Source organism: Hyphomonas sp. (assembly GCF_040882205.1).
Classification (GTDB): domain Bacteria; phylum Pseudomonadota; class Alphaproteobacteria; order Caulobacterales; family Hyphomonadaceae; genus Hyphomonas.
The window spans coordinates 1-18,542 of record NZ_JBBEBT010000240.1; the positions used below are offsets into that span (position 1 = coordinate 1).

The 18,542-nt window shown below is 62.2% G+C and carries 13 protein-coding genes; 8 read left to right on the top strand and 5 right to left on the bottom strand.

Annotation, left to right across the window (positions count from 1 at the left end):
* Positions 1–210: 210 nt before the first annotated feature.
* The 4 genes from WEA77_RS10175 to WEA77_RS10190 form a co-directional block, all read right to left on the bottom strand.
* On the bottom strand, positions 211–1,248 hold the full coding sequence (locus tag WEA77_RS10175) for a LacI family DNA-binding transcriptional regulator (protein WP_368067767.1): 1,038 nt from the start codon (positions 1,246–1,248) through the stop codon (positions 211–213).
* A 79-nt stretch (positions 1,249–1,327) separates the two neighbouring features.
* Positions 1,328–2,311, bottom strand: coding sequence for a LysR family transcriptional regulator (locus WEA77_RS10180; RefSeq protein ID WP_368067769.1), 984 nt, complete (start codon positions 2,309–2,311; stop codon positions 1,328–1,330).
* A gap of 164 nt (positions 2,312–2,475) precedes the next feature.
* Entirely contained in the window at positions 2,476–3,438 is a 963-nt protein-coding gene (locus WEA77_RS10185; RefSeq protein ID WP_368067770.1) for a UDP-glucuronic acid decarboxylase family protein, read from the bottom strand.
* Positions 3,439–3,791: 353 nt separating this feature from the next.
* A complete protein-coding gene (locus WEA77_RS10190; protein WP_368067772.1) occupies positions 3,792–4,388 on the bottom strand; it encodes an arylesterase in 597 nt (198 codons plus the stop codon).
* A 237-nt stretch (positions 4,389–4,625) separates the two neighbouring features.
* Between WEA77_RS10190 and WEA77_RS10195 the strand changes: the two genes are divergently transcribed.
* The 6 genes from WEA77_RS10195 to WEA77_RS10220 all read left to right on the top strand — a co-directional run bounded on the left by WEA77_RS10195 (position 4,626) and on the right by WEA77_RS10220 (position 12,331).
* A complete protein-coding gene (locus WEA77_RS10195) occupies positions 4,626–5,306 on the top strand; it encodes an ABC transporter ATP-binding protein (protein WP_368067773.1) in 681 nt (226 codons plus the stop codon).
* Positions 5,303–7,834, top strand: coding sequence for an ABC transporter permease (locus WEA77_RS10200; RefSeq protein ID WP_368067774.1), 2,532 nt, complete (start codon positions 5,303–5,305; stop codon positions 7,832–7,834). Before WEA77_RS10195 ends, WEA77_RS10200 begins: the two co-directional genes overlap by 4 nt.
* A 514-nt stretch (positions 7,835–8,348) precedes the next feature.
* Entirely contained in the window at positions 8,349–9,512 is a 1,164-nt protein-coding gene (locus tag WEA77_RS10205) for an efflux RND transporter periplasmic adaptor subunit (protein WP_368067775.1), read from the top strand.
* 4 nt (positions 9,513–9,516) lie between these two features.
* Positions 9,517–10,722, top strand: coding sequence for an ABC transporter permease (locus WEA77_RS10210; protein ID WP_368067776.1), 1,206 nt, complete (start codon positions 9,517–9,519; stop codon positions 10,720–10,722).
* Entirely contained in the window at positions 10,719–11,399 is a 681-nt protein-coding gene (locus WEA77_RS10215; protein ID WP_368067777.1) for an ABC transporter ATP-binding protein, read from the top strand. Before WEA77_RS10210 ends, WEA77_RS10215 begins: the two co-directional genes overlap by 4 nt.
* A 482-nt stretch (positions 11,400–11,881) precedes the next feature.
* Positions 11,882–12,331 carry a BLUF domain-containing protein gene (locus WEA77_RS10220; RefSeq protein ID WP_368067779.1) on the top strand — a complete coding sequence of 150 codons (450 nt, stop codon included), beginning with the start codon at positions 11,882–11,884 and terminating at the stop codon, positions 12,329–12,331.
* 101 nt (positions 12,332–12,432) lie between these two features.
* On the opposite strand, the gene WEA77_RS10225 is transcribed toward WEA77_RS10220, so the two are convergent.
* The gene (locus WEA77_RS10225) at positions 12,433–13,305 is read right to left on the bottom strand and encodes a B12-binding domain-containing protein (protein WP_368067780.1); all 873 of its coding nucleotides are present in this window, start codon (positions 13,303–13,305) and stop codon (positions 12,433–12,435) included.
* Between the two features lie 1,426 nt (positions 13,306–14,731).
* Here WEA77_RS10225 and WEA77_RS10230 point away from each other — a divergent pair.
* Together WEA77_RS10230 and WEA77_RS10235 are read left to right on the top strand one after the other, a co-directional pair.
* Complete coding sequence (locus WEA77_RS10230; protein WP_368067781.1) at positions 14,732–17,140, top strand: glycosyltransferase family 4 protein; 2,409 nt, start codon at positions 14,732–14,734, stop codon at positions 17,138–17,140.
* A 35-nt stretch (positions 17,141–17,175) separates the two neighbouring features.
* Entirely contained in the window at positions 17,176–18,477 is a 1,302-nt protein-coding gene (locus WEA77_RS10235) for a glycoside hydrolase family 130 protein (RefSeq protein ID WP_368067783.1), read from the top strand.
* Positions 18,478–18,542: the final 65 nt, after the last annotated feature.

The window sequence follows — 18,542 nt, forward strand, 5'->3', positions numbered from 1 at the left end:
CCGGCCGCTTTGCGGACAGCCTCGACCGCGAGGGGGCTTGGCCCGAACGGGTTCTCGTTCGAGGCAAGCATGGCCACAGGCCCGCTGGTCCCGTGCAGCTTGCCGCCGGGAACATAGGATTTGGTGTTCGTTATATGGTCGAGCGGTCTGATCGTGTTCATCGACGGCGCGCTTACACCAAAGGCGGGTCGGCGGGAATGGCTTGCCGGATCAGGCTTTTACGGGCGCTGTCGTTTCCCGGACCACGATGCGGTGAGGCAGGATGAAGGACGACCGGGCCCCGTTTTCGGCCTTTCCGAACAGGATGCCAGTCGCCTGCGCCGCCATTTCCCGGATCGGCTGGTAGACGGTGGTCAGCGCGGGGACGACCACCGAGGCCAGCGGCGTGTCATCGAAGCCGGACACCGACAGGTCGTCCGGCACCCGCAGGCCCTTGCGGTAGGCCACTGCGAGGACGCCCGCCGCCATATCGTCATTGCTGGCGAAGATGGCGGTCGGCGGCTGGCTGGCGGAAAGGAGTGTTTCAGCGGCCCGCAGGCCGGAATCGAAATGAAAACTGCCGGTGGCCACAAGGCCGGGCGCCAGCTTGATCCCATGGCGCGCCAGAGCTGAACGAAAGCCCGCCTCCCGCAGGCGCGCCTGCGGGTGCTCCTGCGGGCCGGCGATGAACCCGATCCGTCGGTGACCGAGCGAGATCAGGTATTCGGTCATCTCGCAAGCCGCGCGTTCGTCATCCATACTGACATGGCCCGCCTCTCCCTGCGCCGGGAACTGTGCGAGGCGCACGAAGGGTATACCGGCGGCCGAGAGGCGCTGGAGGATCGCTTCGTCTTCGGTCAGCGGCGGGACGAGGATGACCCCGGCCAGGTTCGGCTCACCCCGAAGGGACACGAGGCTGCCCAGCCCTGCGCCTGTTTCCTCGAAGATCGCATTGAAGCCTTCGGCATTGCACCGCTGCAGCACACCGATCTGGATCTCGCTCGTATAGTTACGCGACGGGTTGGAATAATAGACGGCGATCAGCCGGCTCTGGGCGGCCCGCAGATTGCGCGCATAGGGATTTGCCCGGTAGCCAAGCGCCCTGGCGGCTTCGAGCACGCGCTGACGCGTGGGCTCACGAACGTTCGGTTCGCCGTTCAGCACCCGGCTGACCGTCTTGAACGAAACGCCTGCTTCACGGGCTACGTCCACGATTGTAGCGGGCCGGCGATCGTGCGTATCGATGGTGTTTCCCCGTGGCAGACACATCCCGGCGAGGACGCCGGGACCGCATGGGACACCTTATGGTGTCGCCGTGCCGGGGCAAGTGTTCAGCGAAAGGCTGGGGTCAACTTTCGCGCAGACTAGCCTGCGTCCCGGGCCGCAGTTCCTGCACTTTCTTGTCGTATTCCAGCGGATGGACGAATTCGTCGTCGAACCAGATCGCTTCCGGCAATTCGAAAAGCTGTCGAATCCAGTCGATCAGCAGCCTGCCTTGCGGCAGGCGGCGGACCCGCTCGGTATACGTGATCCAGAACTTGACCGGCGCCAGTTCGGGCAGCTCCAGCGGCACAAGTCGCGGGTCGAGCCGGGACATGTAGGACGGCAGGATACCAATGCCGCCGCTGCGCGCGCAGGTTTCTACGATGGCGGTGCCCGAATTGGTGATGAAAGCGAAGTCTACCATCCGGCGGTATTCGGACATGCGCGGCGCCGAGCGCTCGACCTGGTTGGCATAGGAGGAGTGCAGGATGCAGCGGTGCTTGTGATACTCATGCAGGTTGGCAGGCGTGCCGGCTTCGGCAAGATAGGATTTTGACGCGAAGCCGACATAGTGCTGGACGCCCAGTTTGTGAGCGATGGTATCGGGTTGTCTGTGCTCGCCGAAACTGATCGAGATGTCATTGCCTTCGGCGTGCACATCCGCCGGTTCATCGCTGACCATCATCCGGATCCGAACCTTCGGATGTTCTCTATGGAAGTGCGAGAGGCGCGGCGCGATCCAGTAAGGCCCAAGCCCATCGCTGGTGCACAAGGTGATTGCACCCGATACGGCTGCGCCCGGGGGCTCGGTCGCGCGGCGCAGCGCCTCTGCGGCCTCGGCCATACCTTCAACATACCGGAGAACCCGTTTGCCAGCCTCCGTCAGTACCACACCGCGGGTCGAGCGCAGGAACACCTGGGTCTGGAGACTGGCTTCCAGGTCGTCTATTTTCCGGCTGATGGTCGGCGGCGACTCGCCGAGGCGCCCGGCAGCGGCGCTCATGCTCGAAAGTTCAGCCACGACGCGAAAAACGCGCAGCGTGTCCCAATCCAGACGGTCAATTGACATGGAAGCCTATGCGGTTTGCCCTATCAGGGCGCAATCTCGAACGAGAGCGCCCTGAGCCTGTCAATATCGCACGTCAATGCAAAAATGCAGCAGACGCTGTGTCATTTGCTGCAGATGAAGCTGTATCATCTGCAACAGGTTGACCATTTCAGACCTTGGAAGGCCTATTCAGCGGCCAGCCGGCCCGACAGCATGGCGTCGAAATAGGCGATCGTCCTGGTCAGGCCGTCGCGAAGCTGGACCTTCGGCTCCCAGCCGAGGATCTCGCGGGCCTTTTCGATGTTCGGCTGGCGCTGCTTCGGATCGTCCTGCGGCAGCGCCAGGAAGACGAGTTTCGACTTCGAACCCGTGAGGTCGATCACCTGTTCGGCAAGCTGGCGGATCGTGTATTCGCCGGGGTTGCCGATATTGATCGGGCCGGTGATGTGGTCAGAGGAATCCATCAGGCCGATCAGGCCGCGCACAAGGTCATCGACATAGCAGAAGCTGCGGGTCTGCTGGCCGTCGCCGTAGAGGGTAATGTCCTCACCCTTGAGCGCCTGGACGATGAAGTTCGACACCACACGGCCGTCATTCGGGTGCATCCGGGGGCCGTAAGTGTTGAAGATGCGGGCGACCTTGATGCGCAGGCTGTGCTGGCGGTGATAGTCGAAGAACAGCGTTTCGGCGCAGCGCTTGCCTTCGTCATAGCAGGACCGGGGCCCGATCGGGTTGACGTTGCCCCAGTATTCCTCCGGCTGCGGGTGGATAGCCGGGTCGCCGTAGACTTCCGAGGTCGAGGCCTGGAGGATCTTCGCTTTCACGCGCTTGGCAAGGCCGAGCATGTTGATGGCGCCGTGGACGCTGGTCTTGGTGGTCTGGACGGGGTCAAACTGGTAGTGGATGGGGCTCGCCGGGCACGCCATGTTGTAGATCTCGTCGACCTCGACATAGAGTGGGAAGCACACATCGTGGCGCATCAGCTCGAAGCGCGGATGGTTCAGGAGGTGGGCAACGTTGGTGCGGGTTCCGGTGAAGAAGTTGTCCGCGCAGATGACGTTGGCGCCTGCACCCAGCAGGCGCTCGCACAGGAATGATCCGATGAAACCGGCCCCGCCGGTGATCAGGATGCGGCGTTCGAGATGCATTGGATTTTGTCCTTTAACCCTATCGGCAACTTGGCCGCCAGCCTGGCCGGCAGCTTGGAAAGCCCTTGTCGCGCGAAATCCTGCAAGAAGCGTGCAAGTCCCGGTGAAAATTCGCCTCAGAGGGTGTGGATCACAACTTGCGCGGCAGGAAAACCGGGCAAAACAGCGCTTCAATGCCCGGGGAATGGGAATTTTTACCAAACCTGTTGCGCAGATTCAAAAAAAGGGCAGCGGGTCAGACGCCCGCCGCATGCCACGGTTCGCCAGGCAAATTGAGAATCCTTTGCAAATATGGCGCACGAAAGCCTGCAGCAGATCGATGCACGCTCATGGGCGCACGGCGCGTTGGGCCGTCAGGGCGCCGCGCAATCGCCTGTAACCGGGCACGCCTTGGCTTGCCTCAAGCCTGAGATCTCGGGCTCAAGAAAGCCGGCCAGCGGCCTCGCTATCTTGAGCACACCGTCCCGGGTGGGGTGCAGCCCGTCTCCTTGCAGCATCGAGGGGTCGCTTTCGATGGGAGCCAGGAGTGAGGGATAGTAAGGCACACCGAATTTTGCCGCGAGGTCCGGATAAATCGCCGCGAAGTCGGCTTCGCGGCTGCCCGGCGCGGTGTCGCCTCGCGGCGACAGGCCAACAATGACCGCGCGGATGCCTGCCGGCCCGGCCTTCTCGAGGATGGCAGAGAGGTTCGCGCGCGTGACATCCGGGGGCACGCCCATCAGGAAGTCGTTGGCGCCAAGTGCAATGACGAGCAGATCCGGCTTTGCCGCTGTCACGCTCCAGTCAAACCGTGCAAGGCCGTTGGCGGTTGTATCCCCGGAGACGCCGGCATTGACCGCAACCGCATCGATACCGCGCGCACGCCAGACCGCTTCGACCTGTTCGGCAAGCGCGTCGCCCGGATCAAGGCCGTAGCCTGCCGTCAGGCTGTCGCCGAGGAAAACGACCACACTTGTATCAGCCGATTGGTCTGCCTGACTTGCCGGAGCAACCTGCGCGCCAGGAGGCGCTGGCGAAGCTTGAGGCGCTGGCGCAGGCGCCCCGCACGCAGCCAGTATGAGGCACAGGCCTGCCGCAAAAAATGAAAGGCCTTGCCGGAAGCTGCATGCAAACGAAGTCATACCTGGAGATAGACACCTGGCGCGCGCCTGACAATGTGCGCCGGATTTGAAAGAAAGCACGCAAGCATGACCGAGGCGCTGAGAATGACCGGTGTCTGGCTGACCTTCCCGTCTGCGGGCGCAGAAGACGGCGCAGCTGCGCTTGATGTATTGACCGGCGTCAATTTCACGGCGCAGCACGGCGAAAGCGTCGCCATCGTCGGCCCCTCCGGTTCAGGCAAGTCTTCAATGATCGCAGTCGCGGCCGGTCTTGAACGCGCGAGCCGCGGCGAGGTGACCCTGCTGGGCGAGCGGATTGAAAAACTGGGCGAAGACGCGCTCGCAAGGCTGCGGCGCGGCCGGGTAAGCATGGTGTTCCAGTCCTTCCACTTGCTGGAAACGATGACGGCCTTCGACAATGTGCGCGCGCCGCTCGAAATCGCGCGGCTCGACAAGGTCGATGAACGCGCCAGGGCAGCGCTCGACGCCGTCGGCCTCAGCGCACGCCGATTGCACTATCCCGGACAGCTATCCGGCGGTGAACGACAGCGGGTGGCCGTGGCCCGCGCACTCGCCTGCGATCCGGTACTCGTCTTTGCAGATGAGCCAACCGGAAACCTCGATTCCGAAAGTGGGCGCGTTGTTGCCGACCTCCTTTTTTCACTGACGAAGGACCGCGGCGCAGCGCTTGTGATCGTGACGCACGACCACGATCTTGCCGCCCGCGCTGGGCGGACAGTGCATATGCGTGACGGGCACATCGTATGAACGCACTCGCAATCAAGCTGGCGCGCAGCGAGCTATCTCGCGGGCTGAAGGGCTTCTGGATCTACCTTGCCTGCCTTGCGCTTGGCACGGCGGCCATTGCTGCTTCGGGATCGGTCGCTGAAACCTTCTCGCGCGGACTGGCCAGCGAGGCGCGCACACTGCTCGGCGCAGACGCCCAGTTCACCACATTCCAGAGACGTCCGTCTGCGGACGAACGTGCATTCGCTGAAGGACTGGGGACAGTTTCTGAAACAGTATCCCTCGACGTCATGGGCGCGGCAAACGGCGTTCGCGCTCAGGTCGATGTTCGCGCGGTGGATGCCGGCTATCCACTGATCGGCGAAGCGATACTCACTGGCGGAAAACCAGGCCTGCACACGGCGCTCGCACGCCAAAGCGGCCGCTGGGGCATCATCGTCACCCAATCTTTCCTCGACAGGTTTGGTGCAGCCGTGGGCGACGAAGTCGAGATCGGACCGGTTGCAGGGGTCATCACCGGCCGGCTGGAAAGCGTGCCGGACCAGATTGGCGCACCCGGCGGCTTCGGCCCGGAAGCGATGGTCTCTCTTACTGCCCTGGAAGAGGCCGGGCGCCTGACCCAGGGTCAGCTGTTCCGTTCAAGCGTGCGCATCGTTTTCAAGCCGGGCGCGTCCTTCGGCGCGGCGCAGAAAAGCTTCAATGAAAGCTTTCCGGGCGCAGGCATCCAGCTTCGCGGCCCGGAAGATGCCGTCGATGGCCTGCAAAGTCTCCTGCAAACGCTGAACAGCTTCCTCTCCGTCATCGGTATCGCAGCGCTGATCTCCGGAGGCATCGGTGTTGCGCAGGCCACCGCCGCATTTCTGGACTCCAGAACCGGTTCGATTGCAGTGCTCAAGGTCTTCGGAGCAGAGGGCGCAACCTTGCGCGCGGCCTATCTGCTGCAGCTTGGCCTGCTTGCCCTCGCGGGCGCATTCACCGGGACAGCGCTTGGCGCTGCTGCGCCGTTTCTGCTGGCAAGGATCGCCGGTAGCGCACTGCCCATTCCTCAGGAGCTGACGCTCCATCTCTTTGCGCTGCTAAAGGCACTCTGCCTCGGCATCCTCGCCGCAGCCGTGTTCGCGTTACCCGCAATCGGGAAAGCGCGCGCAACCCGTCCGTCCATATTGTTTCGCCGGATCGGAGATCAGACATTTGCGGCCACCCCCTGGCTTGAGCGAGCCTGGTCCGTGGGTGCAGCCGCAACGCTGGCCGCCCTTGCGATCTTCACCAGCAACCGCCCGGCCCTGACCGCTGTAATCCTTGGGGGCGCCGCAGTGGCAGCCGCCTTGTTTGTCCTTGCGGCCATGCTCGTGAAGCGTCTCGCCCGAACGGCTTCCCGCGCGGCGCGCGGCATGGACCGCATCGCGTTGTCGAACCTCGCCGGTCCGGGGTCGCTCGCGCCTGCCATCGTGCCCTCGCTGGGCCTTGGATTGCTCCTCCTGGTACTGGTCGTCTCGGTACAGACGAACCTCATCCGCCAGATTTCAATCACCGCGCCAGCCAATGCGCCATCACTTGTGTTCTCCCAGATACCCTCAGACAGGGCCGCGGCCTTCGACGCTGCTGTGTCCGCCAATGGGATAGATATTTCCGATCCGGATGTTTACCGCCGCGCGCCCTTCCTGCTCGCCCGCGTCGTTGCGCTGAAGGGCAAGCCGCTCGTCGAGGAGGAGGTTGCGGAGGCAGAGCGCTGGGTCGTGCGCGGCGAGACCAGCCTTACTTACTTTGATGAGCGCCCACCGGAGACGCAACTTGTCGCGGGAAACTGGTGGCCGGCCGGCTATTCCGGTCCGTTGCTCGCTTCCGTCGAGGTTGATGCGGCAAAGGGCCTGGGTATCGGTGTCGGCGACACGGTTGGCTTCCGCATTGCCGGGCGGGAAGTCACAGCAACGGTCGCCTCATTGCGCAGGGTCGACTGGGGCACGTTTGGCATCGGCTCGAACATTGCCTTCATCCTGTCTCCCGGCACGCTTGAAGCAGCCAGTCCAGCCTATGTCGCCATCGCCCGCGCAACGCCGGAGCAGGAAAGTGCGATCATCACGGCGCTGGGCACCGACCTGCGCGAAGTCGTCGTCTTTCAGACCCGGCCCGCGCTTGAAACCGCCGCGCACCTCTTCGGGCAGATCGCCGTTGCCGTGAATGCGGCGGCCAGCATCGTGACGGTGGCGGGACTGTTGGTGCTGGCGGGCTCCTTCGCAGCGCTGGCCCGAAAGCGGCGCCGTGAGGCCGCGCTGCTAAAGGTATTCGGCGCCTCGGGCACAGAGATCCTGCGTCTCTACGCGACAGAGTTCGGCCTCGCTGCCGGCGTGGCGGCATTAACTGGCTCCTTGCTGGGTATTGCCGGCGCCTACCCCATCGTGGTCCTGGTATTCGAGGCGCAGTGGCAGATGCCCTGGCAATCGGCGGCGATGGCCGTAGGCGGCGCCATTGCCGTCTCAGCGCTCGCAGGCGCGGCCGCCGGCCTGGCCGCGCTGGCGCCCACGCCCGCAGACGTGCTGCGCACGCCTTGAGCCGTGAGAGCTCAGGGAAGCCGAAATGGCCAGCGTCTCGCCGAGGCGCCCGCAATTCCCGTATTTTCCCGGGAAGGTGTTTCCGGACCGGGCAAAGGGATCTGCCGGCGGCAACCTGGTTGTTGCCGGCCGGGAGCTTTGAGCGATGCGGCCGGGCACGCCGTGAACCTCTTGCATGCGCGCATGCGGACAGATGCCGAAAATCCCCGCGCAAGACTTCCCGCCGAAAAAGCGGGTGTCCTGCGCCGGTGAGCCCCCCTTCGGCACGCCCGCTCAGGCAGCTTCTGAAGTTCGCTTTGCACGAGAACTCTCGCCTGACGGATGCAGGGGGAATGCCGCGCGGGCAGAAACACCGGCTATCTGCTCGCGCACCGGGCGAAGAGCCCTGTTGGATTGCAGAATGAGTGCTACAGAATGTCCGCAGCGCGGCCGCGCCGGGCGCGGCGTTCGCTACGCCGGACTTTAGCCTGCGGGGGCATGTTCAGGTGAGCCACCGTTCTGCATGTCAAACTCGATGACGCAAGAAGAAAAACGCGATGAACCGGCCGCGCTGTCTGGCCCCGTTCTGATCGAACCTGCGACTGATCTTCCTGCGGTCCGCAAGCGACGGCCAATCCTGATAGCCGGCGCCGTCCTCGCCGCAGCCTTTACTGCAGTGTTCACCTGGTGGCTCCTGCGACCGCAAGAGGTGTCGGTTATGCAGGTAGAGCCCGGCGTCCTGGAGATCACACTCTCTGTCGTGGGCCGTGTCCGCCCTGAAAATCTCGTCGATGTAAAGTCACCCAACCCCGGGCAGGTCGTCGGTGTATTCCGCGATGACGGGGAGCTGGTAGAGGCCGGCGATGCGCTCGCGGCCATCCGCTCCTCGGTTGAACAGGCAAAGGCCGATGCCTTCAGCGCCCGCGAACGTGCGGCAAAAGCCGAAGTCAGCCGGGCGAAGCTGGTCTTCAACAGAACCCGGACGCTCACCGACCGGGGTGTTGCCTCGCAAGCGGCGCTCGATGAGGCACGCGCAGTTCTTCAAGTGGCCGAATCAGACCTGGAAGCAGCCAGGGCCGAAACGACAGCGGCAAAGGTCCGAAACAGTGAATTCACAATCCGGGCGCCTATGGCAGGGATCGTCCTGGTGCGGTCGATTGACAACGGACAGGTCATTTCGGCGGAAACGACGCTCTTCCAGCTGGGCTCGCTCGGGCGCATTGAACTTCAGGCCGATGTCGATGAAGCTTATGCAGATGTCTTGCAGCCCGGCATGTCCGCCCGCGCCGCGCTGTCGGGCTCAGACCGGGTCTTCCAGGCGCGGCTCCTCGAAGTTTCACCGCGCGTGGATCCGACCACCGGCGGACGTCTGGTCAAGTTCGTCCCGAATGAAGGCATGGACATTCCCCTCGGCCGTTCAGTTGACATCACGATCGTCGTTGAACGCCGGGAGGCAGGTATCTCGGTGCCGCGTCAGGCTGTCATCGATGCGGCGACGCAGCCCAAGGTCTACATCGTCGACCGGGAGGGACGCGTTCAGATCCGCGCGGTTCAGATCGCTGACTGGCCGTCGCAGAATGCGATTGTCGAAAGCGGACTGGCGGGCGGAGACCGCGTGATACTCACGCCAGCGGAAACGCAGCCAGCTGCCCGCGTGCGTGAGCGCTGGCAGCCCAGCGCACCGGCAGGGGCGCCTTGAGCCCATGTTCGCTTTCACGGTTGCCCGCCGCTACCTGTTTTCCAGCCCAGCCCAGACGGCACTCTTGATATCGGGCGTCACGCTTGGGGTCATGGCCTTTGTTTTCATCACGGCGCTGATAGGCGGATTGGCAATCCGCCTGACCAATGATGTGACGGCAAACAGCGCCCACATTTCCCTTGAGCCAGCAACCCGGATTGCACGCGTTCTGCCAGGTCCTGATGGCGATGTGGGATCTGTAGCGATCATCTCGACATTTCAGCGCCGGCAAATCCGCGCCTGGAATTCGACGGTTTCACTTTTGCGCAGCGATCCTGCGGTCTCGGCCATCAGCCCGCAGATTTCCGGAAGTGCATTCCTGGTCAAAGGCGAAGCCGTCTCCCCGGTTGCCGTCACAGCGCTCGACCCGGCCTATATCGACGCGATTTCATCGATCAGCTCAAAGATCATCAGCGGTGATGGCAGCCTCGGCGCGGATGGTATTCTGATTGGCTCCAGGCTGGCAGAAAACCTCGGCCTTTCATCGGGTCAGCCTGTTCTCCTGAGGACAGATCGCGGCATCGACAGGCTGCTGACCGTCCGCGGTATCTTCCAGACAGGCCTGCAAAGCCTTGATGAGCGCGTAGCCTATCTCTCCATCCAGACCGCCCGCCCACTTTTCCTCTTGCCAGAGGGGATCACGAACATCGAGATCAAGCTCCATGATCCAGGGCGCGCCCGGGAAATTGCGACGTTCCTGCACGAGGCAACCGGTCTTCGCGCAACATCGTGGCAGGAGAAAAATGCAAGTCTTGAGGGCGCGCTCGAGGCACAGTCGCAAACGGGCACGCTGATCCAGGCATTCTCGATGATATCGGTCCTGGTCGGCATCGCAAGCGCGCTCAGCCTGTCTGCCAATCGCCGGCGCGGCGAGATCGGGATCATGCGCGCCTTCGGCGTTTCAAGCTCTTTCATCGCTGGCGTCTTCGTCCTCCAGGGCTTGTTGATCGGCATGGCTGGCGCCGGCATAGGCTGTGTCAGCGGGTTTGCCCTCTGCGCCTGGCTGGAGACGCTGACCAGGCCGGATGGAACAATGGTGCTTCCCATTGCACCTCGGGAAGGCGGATACCTCGCCGTCTTCGTGCTCACGACGATCGGCGCCGTCCTGGCGTCGGTCATCCCCGCCGGGACGGCTGCGCGGCTCGATCCCCTCGAAGCAATCCAGCAATGAATGCGCTGCTTGATGCGCGCGCGATTGGCATGACGTTTCGCAACGGTGACGAACTCACAGAAGTGCTGAAAGGCGTCGATCTCACCCTGGAGCCGGGTGAACTGGTAGCCCTGCTTGGCGCCTCCGGATCGGGAAAATCAACGCTTCTGTCCATCGTCGGCCTTCTGCTCAAGCCTACTGCGGGAGCTATCACGATCGCCGGCCAAAAGGTCGACGGATTGTCGGATGTCGAGCGTGCCGAGTTCCGCAATCGGCGGCTCGGCTTCATTTTTCAGTTCCATCACCTCTTGCCTGATTTCACAGCCACCGAAAACGTGGCCTTCCCGGCCGCTGCACCTGCGGGCGGAATAAGTCCTGTCATGCGCAGGCGCGCACGCGACCTTCTCGCGCGGGTTGGTCTGGCTGACCGGCTGGACTTTCCCGTAACCCGGCTTTCCGGGGGGCAGAAGCAGCGCGTCGCCATTGCGCGTGCACTGATGAACAAGCCAGAACTGATCCTTGCCGATGAACCGACGGGAAACCTCGACCGGGCTGCAGCAGAGCAAGTGCTCGATTTGATGCGCGAAGTGAACCAGGAGGACAAGGCCACCTTCCTGATCTGTACCCATGACGAGCAGGTGGCCGCGCGCTGTACCCGGCGCGTCACGCTGAAAGATGGCTCGGTTGAGAATGTTTAGGAGAAGGCCTTTTGCAATCATCGCTTTTTCGAAGCGACCACACTAACCGGAAGGCTTTTTATTCCGCTCAGCTGGCTTGCAGAAGCTGAGGTTGCGCTTCCAGGCTGAGGGTTTCAGCGTCTGAAGCGAGCATTTTCAGGAACCTGGTATTTTCGTGCCTGACGGGATGCATGCCGAGGCACAGGTGTCCCCGCCGGCAGGGCCAGCGATGGCGCGAAGGTCCATCCGGTATCACGCGCGCCGAAGCCTGCTTGAAAGACGCGCCCTGAACGCGGTCCGGTGGCCACCTGCTCTTGTCAGACGCTGCGCCAGTGCAATCTCCTGCGAGGCCATTACGCGGATAGGCGCCCGCGCCCGGACCGAGGTGCGGACCGAGGTGCGGACCGGAGCCTTGCCTTTACACGCGCGTGCTGCCACCTCAACACGGGCATTATACGCGTTGCTGCGCGCCGTGCGGCGGGCAAACAGGAGATTGAGCCAGCATGGATGTTTTTCGGGCCATTTACACTTCCCGGCCTTTCGGCTTCGATGAAAGTATGCTGCGCGGTATACTGGCGGACGCGCGGCGAGCCAACGCGCGAGATGGCATCACCGGCGCCCTCATCTGCCGCGCCGACATCTACCTCCAGTGGCTGGAAGGACCCGAAGCCCAGGTCAGGGCAGCGATCGCCCGTATCTGGCAGGATGACCGCCACCTCGAGATGAGACTTCATGTTGAAGCGCACGTGCCCGAGCGGATGTTTGCCGAATGGGACATGCTCCATGATCCGGCCGCGACGTGGATATGGTCACAGGCCGAGATCGACGGCGGCGCCCTGCAACGCGCCACGCCAGAGGAAATCACAGGCTTCTTCCTCCCGCTCAGCAATCTGAGCGGCGTGTCCGATCCGGGCTCAGACGCCCGGGACGGGCGAACAAATCCGGGCACCTGACTTGGGTCCTGGTATCCTGCAATCTATTGGCGAAAGGTGCAAGGAGGCGGTTTTGAGCAGACCGGTAAAGAAACGCACACCGCCGCCGCAAACGCAGACGATCACCTCGGAATCCGGATAAGCCGTTCAAGCTCGCTAAGGGCCGAAGGCACGTCGCCAAACAGCAGATCAGTATCGACCAGGTTGGTGAGCTTGCTCCGGTCGATACCGGCGCCGGGAGCAACGCCGATGATCGCCAGTGGCGCTGCAATTCGCATGGCGGTTACAAGCCGTATCAGCTCCCCAAGCCGTTGCTCCGTGCTCAGTGACAGCCCGATAACCCGGGGCGCCGCGAACTCGACGTGCGCCATGAGGTCTTCATGTTCCAGGCCGATCTGCAGATCAATCTGCCAGCCCGCATTGCGGAACAGGTCTGCGGCGATCGTGATACCGATCCCATGATCTTCGCCGGGCACCGTGGCAAAGAACGCCCGCCTGCGGGCATTCAGGCCCAGACTGATGCCGGCTGTCTCGTCTCTGAGGGCGCGCATCAGCGCGTAGAGCTGGCCGGTCGCCACCGCGACCTCGGTAAACGAAAGCAAGTCCTCATCCCAGCGTTGACCTAGGCGTTCTGCGGCCTGCGCGATGTATCCGAGATACAGGTCCTGGCGGGTAAGACCTTCAACCCGGCGCTCATCGATGAACTGCAGCGCAGCAACCGGATCGTCCTTCACCAGTATATCGCAGAAAGCCGCCACGCTTGCGCCAGCAATCAACGTGACCGGGGATCCCGGGTCCTGTTTGATAGTACGCGCAAGACGCCGCACAATATCACTTGCGAGGGTTTCGAGTGTCTCTGGCGCAAGGGCTTCGCGCTTCTGAGCAAACAGCGAAGCCGTGCGTGCGAATACCTGCGCGTCGATAACCGGGTTTTGTTTTCCCAAAATACGTGCCTCCTGATGGAGAGAACATATTTTCCGGCTGCGTTTTGACAAGGCGCCTCTTTTGCGCCGGATAACCGCGCATCACGGGCTCGCCTTTACAGTCCCCGGCAGACGGGAGCGAAGGCCATGAGCCTTACCCCAGAGCTTGAGGGTCGGAACACGGCCGGGACGCAACGCCGGTCCCCCTGGCAACTGCCATCCTTTATCCGGAGAAGCCCGGCGAGCGGGCAAAACCCGTTTTCGGGGCTCGCCAGGTTGCCAGCCACTGGCCTTTGCGTTCATCGCTGCAAACGAACCGGGACCGGGGCCTTGGGTATCGTCCGAGGCGCGGGCAATCGGTTGGCCAGGAGGAACGAGGCTTCCATAGCCCGGTCTCGGCGTCCCGGGTGCCCGCGCCCCGATATCGGAGACTTCGGCGCCGGGCCTGATCGTGACGCCTGCGTCCAGTCGCACTTGAAGAGGCGCCGAAGGGTCCCAGACGTGCAGGGCTGCAAAGGCTCAAGCGCGCAGGTCTGCCACTTTTGCCGAATGCAGATCGGTAGGGAGGGTCAAGCCAGACGTCTGCCTCTCGGCGCTGCACAACACGCCGGTCCGGGCGCGGGGCATGCCCTCGGGCGTCACTGTGGCCAGGGCCGGATAACGTGCTGGCGCGGGGCGGCCGTGCACGCCGGGACAGGCGCCCGGCCTGACGCAAACAGGCGAAATCAGACAACAGATAGCTGCGGAGGCTGAATTTGCGGACCCGGGGACTGCGCCGGCCGCGTGCGCGCGGACGCCGCATATGTCGGCGCAAGACGGCGCAAGACGGCGCAATGCCGCAAGCGTCATCCGCCGAAGACCTGCCACCCGCTCAAACTGCTGGAGGCAAATAGCGTGGCACAGCCCCCCTTATCCCGGCGCCCGACGAAGCAGCCGAGATCAAACTCACGATGAAAAAGGGCGAGACCGCGACGTATCGATAGTCCGTTTCCCGCGGACATCTGAGCTCTGACCTTAACGGCGATGGCTCAGGCGCACTGAGCACCCGTTACCGTAAAGGCCGTGCAGAGGTGGGCGGCAGCAGCGAGCTACAGGCAGCGTTCAATGGCGCGCGGGCTGGTTGCGGAGAAACCGAAGTGAGGTCAACCCGGTCCTGACTTTGCATACACGGGGCCGCCATACTCAGATGAAACGGGTCATCTGATCGGCCCAGGCAACCGGGTCCGCTCCGGTATCTTCAGCCAGGTCAAGCAGTTCAGAACACGTCTTCCTGTGCGCTCCCCGGTCACTGTCTTGTGTCTTTGCCGAGTGCTGTTCGACACCGAAAACGAACTGGCTCGCCGGAGCCTGAGCCGCCTCAGGCGGCAGAAAGTCCATTGCAGTTACAATATCCGCCTACTGATAATATATACCGCAGCGCCGGCGCGGCTTTGGCCCTTCCTGCCGGCACGCCGCAACCCAAAGCAAATTCACCCAAACCTGGCACCTTGACCCGGAATTGATCAATCCGCGGGCGCGCCGTCGAAAGCGGCCAGAAAACATCATGTCTCCCGGGAACGCTTTACTGGACCGCCCGTTCTCAGAACGGGCCCTTCATCGAGAGCGCGCCATGCCAGTATCAATCCCCGGACGCCCCAGTCTCGCGTTGATCGAAAAACTCCCGGGTCCCGCGCCCGATTCCGGACGCGAACCGTCTGTTTTGGCGCGTACTGCTTTAAAGATCGCCGTTGTTGGCGGGTTTGCACCAAGGCGCTGCGGCATTGCGACGTTCACCACAGACATTGCGCAGGCGCTGAAGCGCTTCCAGCCACACCTGGACCTGCAGGTTATCGCAATCGATGATCCGGCCCAGTCTCTGGAATACGAACATGTCTCCTCTGTAATCCGGTCAGACGATCCTTTGTCATATCAGGCTGCAGCGGAGCACCTGAATGAAAGCGGAGCGCACACAGTCTGGATTCAGCACGAGTTTGGCATCTTCGGCGGAGAAAGCGGAGAAATGGTCTGCGATTTCGTGGACCTGATCGCGGCCCCTCTGATATTCACGTTCCATACAGTCCTTGCCCATCCCAGCGCCGCTCAGCGGCGCATCATGAAACACCTGATTTCGCGCGCATCGCGGATCATGGTGATGTCACGCCATTCCCGCGAGATACTGCTGCGTGAGTATGGCGCGCGCCAATCCGTTGTGGACGTTGTCGAACATGGGGCGCCGGATCGCCCCTTCGGGCGCCAGGCAGAGTTCAAGCGCCGTCTTGGGCTGAGCGGAAAAACCCTGCTCATGACCTTTGGCCTGCTCGGGCCGGGAAAAGGGCTCGAACTTGCCATTCAGGCATTGCCCGCAATTGTTGCCGAGAACCCGGATGTCGTTTACCGCATCGTCGGCGCGACCCATCCGAACCTCGTCGCGCACGAGGGCGAAGCCTACCGTGAAGGGTTGATAGACCTGGCACGCCGGCTCGGTGTCGCGGCGCACGTACTTTGGGATAACCGCTTTCTGGATCTGCCCGAACTGCTCGACCAGCTCGAAGCATGCGACATCTACCTGACGCCCTACCCCAACCTTCAGCAATCCACCTCAGGCACATTGAGCTTTGCGGTCGCCCTGGGTAAGGCCGTCGTCTCGACCCCTTACGTGCACGCCGCAGAACTTCTGGATGGCGGCGCAGGCATTCTGATCGAGCCCGGGTCTGCCGAAGCCGTCACGCAAGCCGTCAATGGACTGCTCAGGCAAAGCGCGGACCTCGCCAAAATGCAGCGCAGCGCCTACGAGCGCGGGCGCAGGACAGTCTGGCCGCGATTTGCCGAAGCAGCAGCCGACATGATCTCCCGGACGATTGAACGCGCGCCGGCAAAGGCCCGGACGCTTCGCGCGCCCGATATCGCTGCAATGTTCGCGATGAGCGATGACACCGGGATGCTGCAACATGGCACCGGCATCATCCCGGACCGGTCCCATGGCTATTGCGTGGACGACAATGCGCGCGCGCTGATGGTCGCCAGCTATGCCTCCCGGCATGATCCCGCCGTCGCCCGGCAGGGGCGCATTTATGCCGCTTTCGTTCAGGATGCGTGGAATGACGACATGAAGCGCTTCCGCAATTTCATGTCCTACTCGCGGCAATGGTTGGAAACGGCAGGATCTGAAGATTCAAACGGTCGGGCACTCTGGAGCCTGGGCCGCGTGGCACGGGTATGCAAGGATCAGGACGTCGCGGCATGGGCGATCGGGCTTTATGATCGCACCGCCGGACACTTGATCGGACTGGACAGCCCGAGAGCACAAGCTTTCGCCATGCTGGGCGCCGCCGAAATGCTGGCAACTCGGCCCGGCCACCGGCCGTCACTCGATATCGCGGAATCAGGCGCCGCATCGCTTCAGCAACACCTTGCACATTCGACGCGCGCGTGGCGCTGGTTCGAACCCGTACTGGCATATGATAATCCACGCCTCTGCCAGGCCCTCATCGAAGCGGGCGAATTGCTCCGCAACCCGGTCCAGGTAAAAATGGGTCTGGACGCTCTGTCCTGGCTCTTTGGCCGGCAATTATCCGCCAACGGTCATTTTCGGCCCATCGGTTCAGAGAGTTTCGGGCGCGCGTATCAGCATCTGCCCTTTGATCAACAGCCCCTTGAAGTCTGGGCATCAATCGATGCGGCAGCCGCGGCATTCCGGGTTACTGGAAATCCGGCCTGGACCAGATACGCGCAGACCGCATGGATGTGGTTTCTCGGCGAGAACGACCGCGGGGCCGCGATCGGCGACCTCGATACAGGCCGGTGTTGGGACGGTTTGACACCTCGCGGCGTCAATAAAAACAGCGGAGCGGAATCGATCCTTGCTTTTCAGCTAGCATACCAGTCCATGAATGCCTTCCCCTATGCGACACACCGGAGAAAAGATTGAAATCCAACCCGGTCCTGCATCCCGATCCCATCAGGATGTTTGCAATCCGCCTCAATGCTGATCCGTCGCGCGTTGTCCTTCGTCCGTTTCATCTTGGCTGGCAGGCGCAGAACGCTCCGGGCGAACGAGCGCAGAAGCTCGTTGACGATATTTTAGCGCTTTCTTCCACTCAGACGCGAACCGAATATGCAAAAGTGCTCCGTGATTTCAAAGCAAGGCACTGGCAAACCGAAAAGATGTTCCTGGAGAGGTTTGCTGAGGTCGAGTGCTCTTTAAGTTTCTCGGCAAAGGGCTACTCGGAAACCAGGAAAAAACTGATTGGTGCATATTTTTGCCACGAGTACACCTATTCAGCCGCTGCGATCATGAACCCTTCGATTGTCCCGCACCCGGATCAATCCGGAGTAAGTGAAGGCCATTGCCGATTTGTGATGAGCGTTCGCGCAGTAGGTGAAGGCCATATCAGCTCGATCGCGTTCCGGGAGGGCATCGCAAACCCGAACGGCAGCTTTTCTCTCTGGCCGCAGGGGCCCTTCGCAACATCCGCAGAGAGCGACAACGCCGCGCTTACCGATCAAGATTGCAGCGTGAGTGTGCATCGTCAAAGTGACAGCACGCTGTCCGACACGGTGATCTTTCCGATCACAGAGCAACAGCAAAACGGCTTGGAGGACCTGCGCCTTGTACGCCTGGATCATGGCGGTGGCGATTTTGAGTGGGTTGGCACCTATACGGCCTATTCGGGTTCATCCATCCGATCGGAATTGCTCCGTACGAGAGACTTCTGCTCGTTCGTTCTTGAGCCCATTCGCGGTTCGGCCGGACGAAACAAGGGCATGGCCCTCTTTCCCGAACGCGTGAACGGCCTTTACACGATGATCGGCCGGCAGGACGGAAAAAACCTTTTCCTGTTGCAGTCCGACAATCTCTCCGAATGGGACCGCGAAGGCACCCTCCTGATGGAGCCACAGTTTCCTTGGGAATTCATCCAGATCGGAAATTGCGGAAGCCCTATCCGCACCCGTGAGGGCTGGCTGGTGCTGACACACGGGGTCGGCGCCATGCGCAAATACGCCCTGGGTTGCGCGCTCCTTGACATCAACGATTCTTCAATTGTGCTTGGCCGTTCCCGCGAGCCGATCCTAACAGCCGAAAATGCAGATCGGGCCGGCTATGTTCCGAATGTCGTGTACACGTGCGGCGCTTTGAAAACCGGCGATCACCTGCTGATACCGTATGGCATTTCTGACAGCGCAATCGGTTTTGCAACGGCAAGCATCGATGGATTGCTGCGGATGATGGTTTATCCCGGCTTTTTCAAGATCAGCCACCTATAGACACCGAACACGTTTACGAGTGTCAGGATAACGTTCTGGATCAGGATAGGCGGCTCGCCCTGAAG